This window comes from Mycoplasma sp. 4463 (genome assembly GCF_048381515.1).
Lineage (GTDB): Bacteria > Bacillota_I > Bacilli_A > Mycoplasmatales > Metamycoplasmataceae > Mycoplasmopsis.
On sequence record NZ_JBLWID010000007.1, the window covers coordinates 1 to 17,988 of the forward strand.

Below are 17,988 nucleotides of genomic sequence, written 5' to 3' on the forward strand. Positions count from 1 at the left end.
ATTGTTTCATTTATACATCTAACTCAAATTACTTTATGTAGTTTGAGTTTTTCTTTTTAACCTAGGAACAAGGTAATTTAGTTTATTTAATAAATTAAATAACTTAATAATAAAATTTCACTTTTATATATAAAGAATTATAATTATTAGATATTTTATAAACCCTTAAAGGAGCATTATGAACTTTGAAGAAAAATATTTTTTCTTAAAACCTGGATTCTGATCTTGAACCGGTGGTGGTGAAATATCAGAGACAATGCTAGCTCAAACTAATTTAGGTCTTAGATTATCTTGAGTTATTGCTATGTTGATTATTTTTGTTATTTGAATCTTCAAAAGACAAATACACGCAGCAATTAAGCGTAAAAATGTGTCTGCAAAAACTCAAGAAATATTAATTAGGACTGCAGGGGCACTAACACTTACATTTATCGCTGCTAGAGCTATTGTGTTTGGAGTTACACAATATCCAGGTAAATGAGAAACTATACCACTTCATATGTGTAGAGTTTTAGGAATTTCAATTGGTATTGTTCTTTTATTAAATAAACCACAATGAATGAAATATTTAATTTCACTTAGTTTCCTTGGTGCAACTATTGCGCTTATATTACCTGATGTTAAGATAACTTACACACCTGATGAAACATTTACAGCATTTGGTAAATTCTATGAAAAAGGTAAAGAATACGAGTTCCATATTTACTACGATAACTACATATTCTATGATTTAATGGCGCTTCACGTATTTATGTTGCTTTCTACATTTATTGTTTCTATTGTGTATCCATATTCAATGAGAAACAAAGATATCTTAACAACACTTGCATTATTCGGATTACTTGTTGTAGCTTGCTTCTTCTTAAATTGAGCACTTGATGACTTAGCACCAAGTGCTTGAAAGAGCAATTACATTTACGTAGGAAAAGATAAATATAATCCATTCTCAAGTTTAATTGGTCCATTAATGAAATGACCATTTAATGTGTTTACATTAATTGCATTAGGAACGCTTTACTTATATGCATGTGCTGGTATCTTTATTCTTCAAGATAAAATTATTTTTAACTTTGGAAAAGGTAAGAAATTCTTATCATTTGCTAAGTCTTCAAAACAATTCTTAAAACCTAGATTCAATGTTAAAAAGTATGATAATTTATATGTATTTTAATTAGAAATTAAGCAATCAAATTTGGTTGCTTTTTTCTTTTACCATAGTCTGCAAGCTGTAAAAAAAGAGTAGTCATTGTGACTACCCTTTAGTTTTTTCATTGTAATATGTGCTTGTGCTTGATGAAAGTTCATCACCAATTGGTTGAAGTGATTTGTGAATTGTTGAACTATTATTGATTTCATAAATATCAATTACGTTAGCATCGATTCCATCTTCAGCTGAAGCAAAGTAGTTTCTAAGCACTAATTCATAATCGACTGCTTGTGAAGGAACATAGTTAATGTAATTGAAATTTGTTAAGTTTTTGTATGCGCCAATAACATCTTCATTACTTAAATCAAGGTATGAAATTACTTTTGCAATGTAAGACTTAATAAAGTCTGCTAATTTTTCAATTGTAATTTCTGCATTTTCATCTTTTTGTTCTTTAAATGTTTTTTCATTTTCGAAAACTAATGCAAATAAGACTTTAATTTCATCATCTGCATTTTCAGGTAATGAAAGTGCTGAAGTTTCTTTATCTTCTTCTGGATATGTGAAGTTCTTAATATCAGTTGCAACTTGTGTAAAGAAGTTATTTAAGTTTTCTGTTTTGCTAAAGTAATCGTTAAGTCTGTAAGGATAGATGTTAATTCTATCGTTTAGATCAACATCTTCTTCACGTTCGTGATGTAAGAATTTGTTGTGTTCTGCATTTAATTCAAGATACTTATCTAAGTATTCTTTGTTAGCAGGAAGTGATAAATCAAGTAAGTCAGCGTATTTGATAATTACGTTATTTAATTTGTCTTGATTTTCGTTTTCGTCTATGAGACCTAGCTGAACGAATTTATCAGTAGCTAATTCCTTAAATGCACTTGCTGAATCTTCTGTACCTGTTTGAAGGACTTTTCATCTTTGTGCAACAGCGTGCTCAATGAATAATTGTTTTTTAAGACCGAAATCTTGTTCTGTATATTTTTTGTCGATGTGGTCGAATTGTTCTGCTAATTCTGGTAAGTTATCTAAGAATCCATCTCTAATTGTTTCTAAGTAGAGTTTGTTCGATTCTTCTGTGTTAACTTTAGATAAGATAAATCCATCGACTAATAAAATGTTTTCTTTAGGTTTAATAACTCTAATTTCGCCATCTTCGACTGTGCCTGGGAAGTTATCTTCTCCATAGTATGCATCAATAGCATCACCATTGTACATAATAGCTGCACTGATATCATTTTTAGGGTTAATTAAGTTATTTAATAATTCAAGTCCATCTCCTTGGAATGAGATGTTTTTGTGTCCGATTGGGAAACCTGTTCCATCTTTAATAAGCGAAACGAATGAATCAATTAGACCTTTGTATGTTTCTTTTGTAACTGCACCAGTGAACTGATCAGCACTGTGAGTTCCATCTGCATTTGTTCAATAAGATGAACCATATAATAAGTTATCTCTGACTGCGTCAGTGATGATTCAAGAATCAAATCCATTATCAGCAACTATTTTAAGCGAGTTGATAATAGAATTTGTTTCATATCCATTATTAAATTTATCAGCGTATAAATCAAGATTAATTGCATCGTCTTCAGTTTTCTTTTCAGGTGCAATTGGTTTTTTCTTAATGTTGTAAGCAATTACCATATCTTGAGAAAAGTAAGGGAAAAAGTATTCTCAAAGTTCAGGGTAATTACCTTTTTCATCTTTAAGTTCTTCACCATTAAATTTAGTCTTTAATTGTTCGTTGTAATCTTCAAGATGCTCTCAAACTTCTGATTTGATAATGTTTTTAAGATATTGTTTTGTTTTTTCTCTGTCGTTTTTAAGTTCAGGTTTGTTAAGTAAAATTGAGTAATCAATTTTTTGTAAGCATTCTTTTTTAATAAGTGATGCAGCTAGGAAATCTCCACTGATTCCTGCAGCTGCTTTGTGGTTGATTATTGCATTATTAAACTCATTAACTTCGTTAAATTCAGCATAACTGAATACATCTCTTAACTTCTCTTTATTATCATTCGACATATATGATCTAAAGTTGTAAAAAGGTGGTTTATAACGGTTAATTGCTTTTGAAACAATTAAACCAGTTCCTACTGCTGCCATTGTTAAAATCCCAGCACTAATTAATGATGTTTTAATAATTTTCTTCATTATTATTTCTTACCTTTCTTAACTGCAACGTAAATAATGTTTCCGATGATAGTTAATACAAGGATAATAGCACCAAAAATAAGTCCTCAAGGCTCAAATGAACCTGCGTATAAATCAGTTCCAACTGTTTGCATATTAGACACTGTTCTAGTGATGATAAAATCATCAAATGACAGAACAGAAGCTACTATTACAGACATAATAATTGAAGGGATCATATAAATAAAGTAAGTTTTGAATCAAGATCTTAATTTTGAGTATCCTAAATCTTGACTTGCTTCGTAAAGGTTGTTGTTGAATTTTTCACTTCTTGGTAACATAAGTGAAATTGCATATGGAAGTGTCATAATTGTGTGAGCTACTACAACACGTCCAAATCCTTCGCTATCTGTTTGAATAACTCCAAAGAAGATACCAAAGACAAGAACAAGCCCAATAGCTGTAATGTTGTCTGGGTTAATAAGAGGAATGTTAATTGTAGAGCTTACGTATGATCTAACAATTTTGTTCTTCTGTCTGTATAGTGCATATACAGTTACAAGTGAAATTGTACATACTAAAAAGCTTACAATAAGCGCTAAAAGTAAGCTGTTTACAAGGCTCATCGCTCTGTTGTTATCAAATAAATGAAGTCAGTTTTCAAATGTCCCTTTAGTTCAAGTTGGGTTGAATTGACCTTTTGGTGTTGGTTGGTTAAATGAGTAAATAACTCCAAATAAAAGTGGTATATAAACGATTGCTAAAATGATGTAAATATAAGATCTTTTTAAGAATTTACTCATAGTGCGCTCCTTTTTTAAGTCTGAAAATTATTTTAGGAGTTAATAAAATAATTCCATAAATACTTAAGAAAATAGCAGATACCACGATAACTAAAACAGAAACTGCTGCTAAGTCAAATTTATTTCCTGGGTTTGCTCTTGAGTTGATAATATCTCCAACTGTTTGATATTGTGAACCATCTGGTAGGAGTTTTGCTGAGATAACAAAGGTTGTAGCAGATGCAAGGAACACCATACCAAAACCACTTAAGATAGCTCTAATACCATATGGAATGATAACTTTGAAAACTGTTTGAGTTTGATTGTAACCTAAGTCGTGACTTGCTTCAATGATGTTTTTTGGCATATCTTTAAACACTGTGTATAAAGGCATAATCATTAAAGGTAAGTTAAGGTACATAAGTCCAAATACCATAAATGCTTCATTGTTTAAACTTTTTGTGTTGTGTGCCATAATCCCTAAGAATAAGGCCTTAATTGAATAAATTCTAGCAATTGTGAAAATCGCAAGTGGTGAAATTATTAAACTAAGTGCACAAATTTTGAAAATCTTAGATTTAGATGTTGAAACAAAGTAAGCGTATGGGAATCCAATGATCAAGCATAACATTGATGCTGCTAATCCGATTCATAATGAACGTCCCATAATTTTTCAAGTACTTGATGACTTGATTAAAACTCAGTTATCAAAACTTTCGTTTGGAATAAGTGCGTAAAGCACAATTAAAATAATTGGAAGAATAATAAGTAAGAGCGCAATTAGGAAATAAGGTCAAACTAGATGTGTTTTTTTATCAAAAGTGAAGTTGAATTTATTAGTTTTGGAATTCATTATTTGAATAATCTCACTTAGCGTCTTTACGCATTAAATGGATTGAGTCAATTGTTCAACTTAAGTAAACTTTTTCACCTAGTTCAAATTTCTTAGATGTTTCTACATAAATAACTGTTTGTTCATCAATTTCAACTTTAATGTAGTAGTAGCTTCCTCTGTAAGAAATGTCAGAAATGTGTCCTGATAATTTGTTTGAAGTTTTAGATGGTTCTGAGTAAATGTCAATATCTTCTGGTCTAATAAGTGCATCAAGTACTTCACCTGGTTCAAATTCATCTGCTTCATGAATTGTTTTGAATTCTTTGTTTAATATCTTAATTTTGCCTTGTTTTGTGAATTTAGCATCAAAGATGTTTGAATCACCGATAAATTTAGCAACTCAGATGTTAACTGGATAGTCGTAGATGTTTTTAGGTGTGTCATATTGTTCAATAACACCATCACGCATAACAGCAACTCTATCTGAAAGTTCAAGAGCTTCGTCTTGATCGTGAGTAACAAAAATAAATGTAAGACCTAATTCTTGTTGAATACTTCTTAATAACACTTGCATTTTTTGTCTAATTTTTGCATCAAGTGCACTAAGTGGTTCATCTAAGAGTAAGATTTCAGGTTCAATAACAAGTGAACGAGCTAATGCAACACGTTGTTTCATACCACCTGAAAGTTCAGAAATAGCTTTATCAGCGTTTCCTGTAAGACCTACAAGATCGATGATTTTCTTAATTTTTTCATCCATTTCTTGTCTTGTCATTCTACGTTTGAAGTGTAGGTTTTGAAATGCTTCAACTTTTAATGCTGTGTAACTTTCTCAATATGAATAAACGAAGTCTGAGTTATCAAGTCATTTTTGAATTTTCTTGTATTGGTATGTCCCTTCTTTTAAGTTTTCAAGTTGTTGTTCATATTTTTCTTGTAACTTGTCAAGTTGTTCCATTTTTTTATGACTTAAAGCATCTCATTTTTTAGTTAATTGTTCAAGAAGTTTTACTTTCTTTTGGTCAATAACTTCTTTAGGAATTCTTTTAAGTTTAAGACCATATGCAATGTTTCCATAAACGTTTAAGTGTGGAAAAAGTGCATAATCTTGGAAGATTGTTGAAACATTTCTTTTGTGTGGTTCAAGATCTTTAATGTCTAAACCATTGAATTTAATTTCACCACGTGTAGTTCACTCAAACCCACCGATTAATCTTAAAATAGTAGTTTTTCCTGAACCTGATGGACCTAATAAAGTAACAAACTCGCCTGGTTGAATTTGTAAATTAATACTATGTAAAACTGTTTTATTTTGAAATTCTTTAACAACATCAATTAATTCAATAATTGGTTGCTTATCTTTTTTTCTTTTAACTTTAATAGCCATTATTTTTAATCTCCTTTCCTTAATATAGTTTTAATAGCTATTTTAAAAGGGAGACCGTATCAAATAAGTTTTCAATGTATTCTTCACGTAAGTATTTTTTAGTTGAATAGTCAATATCATTGAATACTTTTAATACATTTGATATAGGTAAAATTTGAATTAAAAGTGCCTTACTTTTCATAAATGCTATTTTACTAAATTGATTAATTTTGGCCTTATTTTTTTTAACTTTTTTGAGGTAAATTTTGAGCAAAAATTTTTTGTAAGACCATAAAAATAAGCGTGTTAAAATGGTGTGATTTTGATTGAATTTTAACCTTAAATTTAAAACAAAAACCACCTTGTGGTGGTCGCGTTTATTAGAAAATAATATTTCTTTGAGGGAACTTAAGTTCTCTTTGTGTTGTGTTTTCAAAAGTTCTAAGAATTTGGTTTGCTCTATCTAATTCTAATTCTTCTAAATTTAGATTGTATAGTTCTTCAATTTGTTGTGCATCAATTTGGCCTAAAGATGATTTGAATGCAAAGCAAATTGGATCCATAATAATTTGTGAAACACCACTTTCTTCTTTTACATAAAACTTATAGACAATGTTTGAAAATGAAACATAAAACTCATAGTACCCCGGTTTAATTGTTGATTCAGTTACATTTGAAAAACTTGTTGGTCACATATTTCCAACTGGTTTGATTTCATTTGTTATATATGTATAGTGTGTATGTCCTGAAGTTGCATTAACTTCTGAGAAACTATTAACTTGGTTAATTGAATAGTGTAAATACTCATCTGAATGTCTTGGTTTTGAATCATCTTCAAAGTTAAATGATAATAAACCGTAATCATAAAACACAGTGTTAAAGTAGTAAATGTATTGTAAGAAGATGTAAATGTTTTCAGATAGCAATTGTGACATTTGTTCTAATGAAGCAGCAAATTCAGGCTTTTGTGTACCTTCGTTTTCCTTTTTAAGTTTTAAAACTGTGTCTTTAAGTGTTGCTAATTTGCTTCTTAACTTAGTTAAATCTTCATTTGTGAAGTTATCTAATTTTTCTTTGTATTTAGGATCTAATGTAATGTTTTGTTCTTTTAAAAATTCATCAAATTTAGTTACTACGTAAGGTTTTGCTATTTTGTATTGATTGCCACCTGTTAAATCAATGCAAGCTACAGAAGCAATTGGTAATGCCGAGAAACTAAGTAAAGAAAGTGAGAATAGTAATTTTTTCATAATGAATGTTAATTAACATCTACAAATGTATATGTTAATTTTACCCCTCCATAATTGTCTATAAATAAAATTTCATTGGTGTTAGCTTTGTTAGAGTTATCTACACCGAATGGAGCAAATAACTGCACATATTTGTTTAAATCAAAAATGTCTAATATATAGTCATTATTGATAATATTTGGAAATGTTTTTACATATCCGTGTAATTTAGGTTTGAGTAATTCAGGATTTTGTCAATCTTTTTCAATTCCAATTTCTAAGATAAATCCATTTTTAGATAACAAGTAATATAAATCATCAAGTGTTTCATCACTGTTTTTTGCATAAACATAATCAATGAATTGATTTGAACTTATTTTTGCATAGTTTGAATAAATTTTTTCAGGATCATTAGATGTGGTATCTAAGTTTTCATTATCTAATAATGTTGATTTAATTAAATCAAATTGAGTAATTGTAAATAGTGCATATAGTCAATTTGTTGATAATAATTGATCTATTTGAGCAGTTGATTGTTCTACTATAAATGGTTTTATTCTTGAGAATGTTCCTCAATCAAATTCTCCTTGAATAAATGATTGAGTCATGTTGTTCCCGAATACAAATGCATTTTTAATTTGCTGTTTGTAATCAGGATTGCTTAGTAATTCAAATTGTGAGTCAATGTAAGCTTGTTTTTGCGATTCATCTTTATATACGATGTTAAGTAAGTTTCAAATTGAATCTTGTTTAATAAAGTTATTTCATTCAAGTTTTAAAGCGTTTTCTTGTTCGTTAGTTTCATCTGTTTTTGATACTGTGCTAGGTGTAAAAGATAAAGTTGCTAATGGTAAACTTAATGGTGATATCATTAAAATCTTTTTAAATAATTTACTAATTTTCATTAGCCCCCTTTCATAAGAAGAAAACATTAGCAGGTTCTCCATAACTTAGATCTTTAACCATACTTTTTTCAAATTGAACTAATCCTGTTTCGTATCCGTGAATAAATCTTGAGTGAACAATATTAGAAATTAAGTTAAGTGATATTTTGTTATTTTTTAAATCTCCAAAGTATCAGTTTAATGGTTCTAATTTTAAATTAGAAATAGGTTGCAAAATGTTGTTGATAGTAATTCTGAAGACTAGTTTATTTTTCTTTAAATAATAAACTCTAGCATCAGCCATTTCACCTGATTCATCACCTAATTTGATATCGTCAATGTATGTGTTTGGTACGTTGTAGTTTTTGTATTCGCTTTTTGTTTTTAATGATTGTTGGTATTCGTCTGATAGTGTATAACCATTTCCGATTGGATCTAATAATCAAGATACAAATGTGAAGTCAAATTTATCTAAATTATTTAAGATAAAGTATCAGTTTTCTGAAATGAAATCTGAGAAACTATTAGCGAATTTTTCTTTTTTAGCAGGTGTATTATGTTCTTTAATTTCATTAATTTTTGCTGTTAATTCAGTTATTTTGTTTTCTGCTTCTGTTCTTTCATTACCTGAAAAGTAGACTAAGAGATCTTGTAATCTGCTTTTTTCAGCAAGAGAATCATTTAATTCATCAGATCTAAATTCTTGTTTGTAACTTGTTGTTATTTCTTTGAATTTTTGAATGATTGATGATGTGTCTTGTTCTTGATTGTATACATATAAACTGCGTTTTCTTTGACTTTCTGGTTTGTAAATGTTGTTTAAAAGAGTTTCGATAATCTTTTTATGATTAACTTGCTGCAAGTTTTCAACTTTAGGGTTAATTTGTGTTGAGTTATCTATGTATGCTTCTAATTTATCTGAAGATGTGTAATTAGCACAAGAAATTGCGGCTCCACTAATAAGAGGTAAACTAATTAAACTTAACATTTTTTTAATTTTAATCATTTTGTACTCCTACTAATGTGTATCTAATAATTTGTCAGTTATCTTGATTAATTTCTTCTAACGCTAAATACAAGCTTTGAAAGTAATTGTATGAATTAAATAACATAATAAATTTAGCATAATCAAAGTTCTTATATATAAATGATAAATCTTCAACATTTATACTTTTACTGTATTCAATGTCATCATTTAATAGTTTATTGTGTGCAGCAACTAATTTGCTGTGCAAATTATCAATTGTTGCATCAATGTTATCTGTAGAGACAACTTTTAAGATTTCAGCAGATGCTTTTAAATGTGTTTTGTCTTCTTGTGAATATTTAAATACAGGTAGTATTAAATTTTCGTTTAGAACAACGTAAATCACATCCAAACTTTGAAGTGTTGAGTTGCTATCTAACTGAATATTTTTAACAACATATTTATTCAATTTGTAATTATGTAAATCAATATTTAACTTAATACCATCTTGCTTTGCTTTTGTGTATTTTGCTAATGTTAAATTCACACCATCATCATTTTTTTTATCTTTGAAACTTGATGGATAAAAGTTTAAATAGTAATTGAATTTATTTAGATTACTTAAATATCAAAATCAGTTATCTCTAAATAGCATTTCTAATGTTTTTGATGCTTTTAATGTATCTTGAATTTGAGTGTTGTTTTCTAAAATTGGATTGTTTAATATTTGCGCATATACCAATGATGATTGAATTTCTTTAATAAATTCATCTGGAATATTGTTTTGTGCATTTATATATAAATTCAAATCTCTTGAATTATTTATAAATTCAGAAGATCCTAATTTCTTTAGAAATGCTTGATGTGGTCTTTTTTCTTTCGAAACTTGTGGAGTAGTTTTTTCTGTTGTATTAGTACAAGAGAGTGCTATTGTTGGTAAGAACAATAAAGGTGCAAGAAGCTTAATTTTGAATAATCTTTTCATAATAGATATCTTCAAGACTTTTATGTTTTTGTCCTGTTGAAACTAATTTACCTTTATGAATAAGTGTGTATGAAGTTGCATACTTATCAATCTCACTTAAAATGTGAGAACTGATAATTATTGTCTTACCTTGTTTATTTAATTCAGATAATATTTCAAACAATTTAAATCTAGCTGTTGGGTCTAAGTTAGCAGCAGGTTCATCAAGAATGATTAAATCAGGGTCGTTTAATAATGCTTGAATTAATAAAACTTTTTTCTTTTGACCTGATGATAAGTTGTTAGGTTTGTTTTTCTTTAAATCAGAGATTTCAAACTTTTCTAAAAAGTTATTGATTTTGTCTTTTAATTGTTGTTTGTCTTTGTTTCCAAATAAAGAAACAATGTATAAATATTCAAATACATTTAATTCTTTAGGAAAAATTGCATTTTCAGGAACATAACCAAGTTTTGCTTTTGATTCAGGATTTGAGTTAATAATTCCGTTAATGTAAATTTGTCCACTAAAGTTTGTGTATGAACCAATGATTGATTTGATTGTTGTTGTTTTCCCTGAACCATTTTCTCCAATAAATGCGTGGAAAGAACCTTTAGGTACTTCAAAACTTAAATCAAATACTCCTTTTTTCTCATTAGAGTTATGATTATAAATCTTTGTTAAATTTCAAACTTTAATACTTGTGTTATTCATTATTTATAATCCTTTCTAATGTATAAAAGTGTATTTGCAGCTAATAGAGAAGCTCCTAAGATTATTCAAATCACAACAAAGATTGATTTGTTAACAACTTTTTTGTTTCTTTGAATTGAATAAATTTGATCTGTTGTAGCAAATAAATAGTTATTTGATTTTGTTAAATCGTATCTGATGACAATTTGGTCATTGATGATTTGTTGTTTTGGTACATATGTTTCAAATCCACCGATTTGATAATTGTAATCATCTAATCTAACTTTGAATTGAGATGGTGCATATGTATCTGTGTAGTCATCATTTACTAAAAGAGCATTTAAGTAAATTGAATCATTGTATGTAAAGTAAATGTAGTAAATAAGTGCTGAATATAAATAAATTTGTTTTTCAACTTTTGATTTAACTAATTTATTTTTAATAGCATTTTCATCAAGAGCATTTGTGTTGTTATCAATTAAATTGTTTAATTCAGAGTTTTCGTCATTTAAGTTTCTTTGAATATCGCTTAAGATGAAGTTTTTAATTGAAACTAAATCATTGTTTTTTACATATTCTTGTAATTCTTCTGAATTAAATAATTGAGCAAAGTATTTGTTTGTAAAACTATTAAATACATTTGATTTTAATAGTTGCTGTATGTTTTCTCATTTTAGTTTTCCGACTAAGTTTTCAGATGTAACAAAGTTGTATTTGTCTTCTGGGTAAATAATGTTAAAGTCTGAAGCGCCATCTCTTGCATAGATGATATCTGTGTTGATGATATTTGTAATAGATGATTGATTTTTAAGTGCACCTGGAACTATATATTGTTCTTTACCTTCACTTATTTGATACTTACGTAGGTTTGGTTGTTTCTCGAGAATATATGAATATACTTGAGAATCAGTGTTCTTGTAATATAAGTAATCACTTAAATTATTAGTGTTCTGATTATTTAGTTTATTAAATATATCTTCATTATTAATGTTGAATATTTCTAACATTTGATAAGGAATTGCTAAATAAGAATAAACACTTCACGAAGTAGATGATTTTTTTGAAATCTCGTATGCCTCTGATAAGTATGCATCTTGTTTTTGACTAAAACTCGTTGCATCATATCCGTTAGGAATGATGTAGTAATTATCTTTATTGTTATCTAAATAAAAGTAATTAGTATTTGAATCATTACCTGATGGTTGATTAGGGTTTTTAGAATTTAAATAGTAAGCAAAGTTATTAGCTGTTGATGTTGAGTTTGATGAGATAAATCCTCCAGCTAAAAACATCGGAATACTGAATAACAGTGGAACTGTTATAGCAATCTTTGAATTAAGTTTATAGCTTATTAACGAAGCAATTGAACCAAAGAAGATAAATGCTAAAAATATTGTGATTAGCGTGATAAATACGAATGCTACAAAGTAACTAGCATCTAATTTTAAAGTTAATCCTAATATTAAATTAAATAAAGAACAAAATAATGCTCAATATAACCCCATTAATAAAAACATTAACATTTTACTTATAAAAATAGTTTTTCTGGATATGGGCTTAGAAAATGTAATTATTTCTAAACCTTCTTCCTCTAAATCTTTATATAAGTTAATTGACTTTAATGAAGAAAAGAAGATAGTTATAAATAACAATCCAAAACTAGCACAATAAATAACTAGCGATTTGTTTTGTATATTCAAAATTGAAATAATAATTGAAAGAACAATCATTATTGTTCCAACTAAAGCAGGTAAGATTCAACTGCTTTTTTTCTTTAAAATTACCTTATGAAGAAAGTAGACATAGTTTTTTATTTGTGTCATTATTAACTCCTTTTTGCACTTTCATATTACTTTAATATTATTAATAATTTGATAATATTATACATTAATTAAATAACCTGATGGTTATATTCTTTATATTTTTTTTAAAAATAAATAGGTAAAATATATCTTATGAACGATGATTTAAGAATAAGCAGAATAAAAGAGAAGATTAAAAAAACTCCACATAAGAGTGGGATTTACTTATGAAAAAACGAATTAGATCAAGTCATTTACATCGGTAAAGCTATTGATTTAAACAATAGATTAAATCAATATTTAAACAATTCAATTAACTCTTATAAGACATACAAAATGATTGATGAAATCTATGATTTTGATTTTGTTACATACAATACAGATCAAGAAGCTTTTTTAGCCGAAAAGAACTATATTGAAAAATATCAGCCCAAATATAACATCAAGTTACTTGATGATAAGAGATATCCATATTTAAAATTGAATATCAATACTAAAGAGCAATTAGAAATATACAAAAATTATGTATATTCTAAAACAACAGATACAACATTTTCATATGGTCCTTTTTCAAATCAACACGAGTTTAAACATTTGTTAAAGGTTTTAACTAGATTCTTTATGTATGAAAATGGATTACCAATTAAAAATCAAGCTTATTCTGTGTCAAAATACAAATTTGACAAAATCATTGAAATTTTAAAATTTCAAAATAATGACTTTTTAGATAAGTTAATTTCATTAAGAGATAAAGCAAGTGAAAATTGAGATTTTGAACTTGCTAAAGAATATAATGATTCTTATCATTTATTGAAAAGAATCAAAGATACACAATTAGTTGAGCTTCAAAACATCAAAAACATTGATGCGCATACATTCATTGTTAAAGATGGACACATATCTATACAAAGTTTATTTTATAGATATGGAGTGCAAACTGCACACAATAATGAAATCAATAAATTAAATAACTATTACATTGAGAATGTAATTGATTATGTATCTGATTATTTAGAAAGATACTATTCAGATAAAGATTATCCAGATCACATTATTCTACAAAGTGAATATGAACAAATTCAACTTAATACAAAACTGAATAATAAAATCATCTTTCCCAAAAAAGGATTATTCTTAGAAATCTTGAATTTATCATTGTTAAATAACAATGAATATTTAAAGATTAATATTAATGATGCAATTTTAAAAGAAGAAATCAATATTAAAACTCAAAAAGAATTAGAAAATATTTTAAATGCTGAAAATAAAATTAAAAATATTTATTTGTTTGATAATTCACATTGATATTTAGAAAATCCAATAGGAGTTTCAGTTTGTTTTTCAAATGGTAAAAAAATTCATGAGAATTATAGATTTTTTAATCATGAAGAAGAATTTAAACAAATGAGCAAGCATTCTGATTTAGAACTTATGTATCTAACTGTTTTTAAATTTGTTAAAACATTTGCAAAACCTTTAAATATTGACGAAAATGATATTTTTATTGTCGATGGATCGTTTGAACAATTAAAAGAAGCAAAATATGCATTAAAAGAATTAGAATTCGAAAACATAAAAGTTTTTGGTCTTGTTAAAAATTCAAAACACAAAACTGAAAAATTGATTAATGATAAAAATCAAATAATTAATATTTCACAAGATGCTTTATTTTTGTTTACAAGAATGCAAAATGAAGTTGACAGGTATGCTAAAAGTAAAATGAAACATAAATATTTAAATAAATTCAGAGAATCAGATTTAAACTCAATACCAGGGATTGGTGATGCAACTGTCAAAAAACTTCTAGATTATTTCAAGACATTTGAAAATGTTAAAAATGCATCAATAGAAGAATTGAACAACGTTATTGATAAAAAGAAATCTAAAATTATTTTCGAAACATATTCAAAATAAAATATTTAACTTTATCATAAACTGGGACAAGAAAAGTAGGTAGTTTTTTATTTTCTGTCTACTTTTCTTGAACTAGTTTCAATGACTATCTTTTTTAATCTTTTTACAAAAATTTTATAAATATTATAATATCTATTGTATAGACAAAGGAGAGAAAATGAAACTATTACCATCTAATATTTCAAGACATTTAGAAACAATGTTCGCAAATGATATTAACCAAGTCATTGCTTTGATTAACAATTGGTGGTTAATTAATTACAACCAACCGTTTGGTTTAATTGAAATGGATGCTATTAGATTTGGTAATAGCATTAGTCTAAACAAAGAAACTACCGAAGAAAAATGATATAACGGATGTTTAATTAATTGGGGACTAAAAGCAATATTAAGATTAGTTTTTGATTTACAAACAACTAAACCCATTGCACTTGATAATGCTAATCGTATTCTTAACACTAACCTTTTTAGCACAACTTATTGTCGCATTCTTGAAGAATTAAGGAGATTAAAAAGAAACAATTATGAAATATAAAGATTATTCTAAACAATTGGTTGGTATATTACAAGGCCAAGTTTATTTTGAAAATTTATTAATTACTAAATTAGAAACTGAAAATATTTTAAATGATAAGTTTTTAAATGAAAACGAAGAAAAGTTTATTATCGCTACCAATATTAAAAATGCTTGAAAGTTCATTTTTGATACTTATGATTTAGACATTAGTCCAAGTTATGTTTTACAATTACATAAAATATTAATGGAAAATCTTGATTATAATAATGGTAATTTTAGAAACATTAATATTCAAGTATCAGGTTCTAATTATTTACCACCTTTATTAATTGAAAGTCAATATTATGAAATGATTAGAGATTGTATCAACGATAATGATGATATATATTCTTTACCGTTGCTAATAGCAAGAGAACAATTTTTTAATGATGGTAATAAAAGAACAGCAACAATGCTTTTACAAAAAGAATTATTAAAACAAGGAAAATTATTTAATTTAGATATAAATGTATGTAAAGATTACCGTAAAGCACTTTTAAAGTACTATCAAGAATTAGACGATAATTATTTCAAGCAAGTGATTAACGATAATATTATTAATTTAAAAAGAAATAAAGTAAATAAAAGGTAAACTAGATAAGAAAAGTAGACAGAAAATAAAAAACTGTCTACTTTTCTTGTCCTAGTTTAAGTAATAATAGTTTTGTCTTTTTTATTTATGAATTAAATCCATTATAGTAATTATGACATTTATTAATTAACATTTTTATTTATAAATATTTATTAATTCTTATTAATTATTTAAAAAACGCTTATTTTAATGATTAAAAATAAAAACATTATAATTTGCCTATGAAAAAATTTAAAAGAAAATTATTTTGTGTAATTGCCCCATTATCAGTTATTCCTACAGCATTGCTAGCTTCATGTGCGAAAAAAACAAAAGACCCTTGAACAAATAACGCAAATTCAAAAAATTTAACTGAATTACAAAATAGTTCATCAAAAATTAAATTATTAAATCCAGAAGTTGCTCCAGGAGCTGATTTTAGAGATTTTTATGCCGATTTAAAAGACTCGGCAGATAATTCATATCCAACGGTTGTTCTTTCCAGAAACGCATCACAAGTATTTTTATCGTCATTTATGCAAATTGTTGGTCATCTAAACGCAGCTAACAATGAAAAACAACCTTACAACGATGTTGTTTATTTAGTTGATCAAGATGTTTGGGACATTGACAAAACTAATGAAAATCCAAAAAGTCAAAGGTTTAATTTTAAGTATTTATTAAACAAATTTACACCTGTACTAAATACGGAAACAGGCGAAATGAATGCTAAAGATGGAAAATTATTGGTTTTAGACAACTTGAAATATGCAACTAACAATCAAAAAGATAAAGCTTATTCAGTAACACCAACAACTTTAGAAGAATTAACAACTTATTTACAACCATATCTAGAAGCTGGAATTGATAAATTTAATTTCTATATACCTGATGTATCTTTAATAGCTTTATCGGATGAAGATCGCGTTGTTGTAAGAGATTGAATTTTTAAACATGCCAATAAAATAGTTATTTTGAGTGATGGTAATTCTCAACCCTATGATTTTATTGAGAATTATTATTTAAATTTTGCTCTAAAAGCAGGTAAATCATACACTCAAGCAGAATTGCTTAAACACTGAAATGATTTACAAGCAGATGAATATATTAAAATGCCTATTGATTGTCGTTATTTCTTTACTTTACAAGAGAAAGTTGAAATTTACAACTTAGAAAACACATACATTAATGCTTTTAATCAAAGATTGGAAAACGCAGGTAAAGCTTGAGCCAAATTAAACATTAAGTCATATCCAATTAATCCATTTATGTATAAGGATTACATGCAATTTGCCGAAAACATTGATTATCAAGGTGACTTCGAACGCTTAAATCAAATTTATAGCAAGAGCTTTTTAGATCTTATTGTTGAAGGCAAAAACAATTATTCTCCAAACAAAAAGAATTTAATCTTTATGGGTTCTTCATTATTTAAAAAAAATGACAAAGGCTGAAGATTGAATCAAAATGAAAATGCTTACAATGAAGTCAAGGCTTATTTCGCCAAAATTAAAGAGTTATATCCTGCAGATCAATATAATTACTTCTTTAAATTGCATCCAAGTTATAGTGCTCAAGATGCTGTTGAATACATTAAATTGCTCGTTGGCGAAAAAGAATATGCTAATACAATTACATTAAATCCTACAATTGCTTGAGAAAATATGTTGGCAATTGATTATCATAACATTGAAAAGGGCACATCAGTATTATTTGATCGAAATAATAATTCAAGAACTCAATTATATGGCTTACAAGGTACAACAACAGTGCTTTTAACCACAATGACATTCCTAAAACAAACATTCGGTTGAGATTTAGAAAAAATGAAAAGCTTTGTCAATATACAAAACTTCCCATTAGCAAATACCTTTAACATTTTATCTCGTGATACTTATTATACTGACCACAAAAAAGGTTATCAAGCTAACATATCTAAAATGGATCAAGTTTATAAATACTTTGTTGACACTGGTGCTTTCTATCCGAAAAATGAATGAATTGATATGGATACTTTTCTTGCAAAAACCAATCTTAATTAACCTAAAAAACATATAAAAAAGACAAAATTATTTAAACCAGAACACAAAATATGGACAAAACTGTATTTAAACTGGGACACGAAATATGGACAATCCATATTTCGT

The 17,988-nt window shown here is 27.2% G+C and carries 16 protein-coding genes; 5 read left to right on the forward strand and 11 right to left on the reverse strand.

The features are described from left to right. Positions 1–178: 178 nt before the first annotated feature. Complete coding sequence (locus tag ACNF36_RS00810) at positions 179–1,171, forward strand: YwaF family protein (protein WP_418303400.1); 993 nt, start codon at positions 179–181, stop codon at positions 1,169–1,171. 81 nt (positions 1,172–1,252) lie between these two features. On the opposite strand, the gene ACNF36_RS00815 is transcribed toward ACNF36_RS00810, so the two are convergent. The 11 genes from ACNF36_RS00815 to ACNF36_RS00865 all read right to left on the reverse strand — a co-directional run bounded on the left by ACNF36_RS00815 (position 1,253) and on the right by ACNF36_RS00865 (position 12,821). Next, the gene (locus ACNF36_RS00815) at positions 1,253–3,301 is read right to left on the reverse strand and encodes a hypothetical protein (protein ID WP_418303401.1); all 2,049 of its coding nucleotides are present in this window, start codon (positions 3,299–3,301) and stop codon (positions 1,253–1,255) included. 2 nt (positions 3,302–3,303) lie between these two features. After that, a complete protein-coding gene (locus ACNF36_RS00820; RefSeq protein WP_418303402.1) occupies positions 3,304–4,083 on the reverse strand; it encodes an ABC transporter permease in 780 nt (259 codons plus the stop codon). After that, positions 4,076–4,915, reverse strand: coding sequence for an ABC transporter permease (locus ACNF36_RS00825; protein WP_323176581.1), 840 nt, complete (start codon positions 4,913–4,915; stop codon positions 4,076–4,078). Before ACNF36_RS00825 ends, ACNF36_RS00820 begins: the two co-directional genes overlap by 8 nt. Then, on the reverse strand, positions 4,899–6,284 hold the full coding sequence (locus tag ACNF36_RS00830; RefSeq protein ID WP_323189130.1) for an ABC transporter ATP-binding protein: 1,386 nt from the start codon (positions 6,282–6,284) through the stop codon (positions 4,899–4,901). The genes ACNF36_RS00825 and ACNF36_RS00830 overlap by 17 nt, the downstream gene beginning before the upstream one ends. Positions 6,285–6,321: 37 nt before the next feature. Continuing rightward, a complete protein-coding gene (locus ACNF36_RS00835; protein WP_257088689.1) occupies positions 6,322–6,465 on the reverse strand; it encodes a hypothetical protein in 144 nt (47 codons plus the stop codon). Positions 6,466–6,643: 178 nt separating this feature from the next. Beyond that, positions 6,644–7,513 carry a hypothetical protein gene (locus ACNF36_RS00840; protein WP_418303403.1) on the reverse strand — a complete coding sequence of 290 codons (870 nt, stop codon included), beginning with the start codon at positions 7,511–7,513 and terminating at the stop codon, positions 6,644–6,646. 8 nt (positions 7,514–7,521) lie between these two features. Then, positions 7,522–8,397: an aromatic motif membrane protein gene (locus ACNF36_RS00845; RefSeq protein ID WP_418303404.1), complete on the reverse strand. Its 876-nt coding sequence runs from the start codon at positions 8,395–8,397 to the stop codon at positions 7,522–7,524. After that, entirely contained in the window at positions 8,387–9,382 is a 996-nt protein-coding gene (locus ACNF36_RS00850; protein WP_418303405.1) for an aromatic motif membrane protein, read from the reverse strand. Before ACNF36_RS00850 ends, ACNF36_RS00845 begins: the two co-directional genes overlap by 11 nt. After that, entirely contained in the window at positions 9,375–10,328 is a 954-nt protein-coding gene (locus ACNF36_RS00855; RefSeq protein WP_418303406.1) for an aromatic motif membrane protein, read from the reverse strand. Before ACNF36_RS00855 ends, ACNF36_RS00850 begins: the two co-directional genes overlap by 8 nt. Next, positions 10,306–11,019: an ABC transporter ATP-binding protein gene (locus ACNF36_RS00860; protein ID WP_418303407.1), complete on the reverse strand. Its 714-nt coding sequence runs from the start codon at positions 11,017–11,019 to the stop codon at positions 10,306–10,308. Before ACNF36_RS00860 ends, ACNF36_RS00855 begins: the two co-directional genes overlap by 23 nt. After that, a complete protein-coding gene (locus ACNF36_RS00865) occupies positions 11,019–12,821 on the reverse strand; it encodes a hypothetical protein (protein WP_418303408.1) in 1,803 nt (600 codons plus the stop codon). The genes ACNF36_RS00860 and ACNF36_RS00865 overlap by 1 nt, the downstream gene beginning before the upstream one ends. Before the next feature lie 132 nt (positions 12,822–12,953). Between ACNF36_RS00865 and ACNF36_RS00870 the strand changes: the two genes are divergently transcribed. From ACNF36_RS00870 to ACNF36_RS00885, 4 genes are all read left to right on the forward strand, one after another. Continuing rightward, entirely contained in the window at positions 12,954–14,714 is a 1,761-nt protein-coding gene (locus tag ACNF36_RS00870; protein ID WP_418303409.1) for a GIY-YIG nuclease family protein, read from the forward strand. A 157-nt stretch (positions 14,715–14,871) separates the two neighbouring features. After that, positions 14,872–15,249 (forward strand): hypothetical protein, encoded by a 378-nt coding sequence (locus ACNF36_RS00875; protein WP_418303410.1) that lies wholly within the window; start codon positions 14,872–14,874, stop codon positions 15,247–15,249. Then, complete coding sequence (locus ACNF36_RS00880) at positions 15,239–15,862, forward strand: Fic family protein (RefSeq protein ID WP_418303411.1); 624 nt, start codon at positions 15,239–15,241, stop codon at positions 15,860–15,862. Before ACNF36_RS00875 ends, ACNF36_RS00880 begins: the two co-directional genes overlap by 11 nt. Positions 15,863–16,083: 221 nt before the next feature. After that, positions 16,084–17,883, forward strand: a complete 1,800-nt coding sequence (locus tag ACNF36_RS00885; RefSeq protein ID WP_418303412.1) for a hypothetical protein — start codon at positions 16,084–16,086, stop codon at positions 17,881–17,883. Positions 17,884–17,988: the final 105 nt, after the last annotated feature.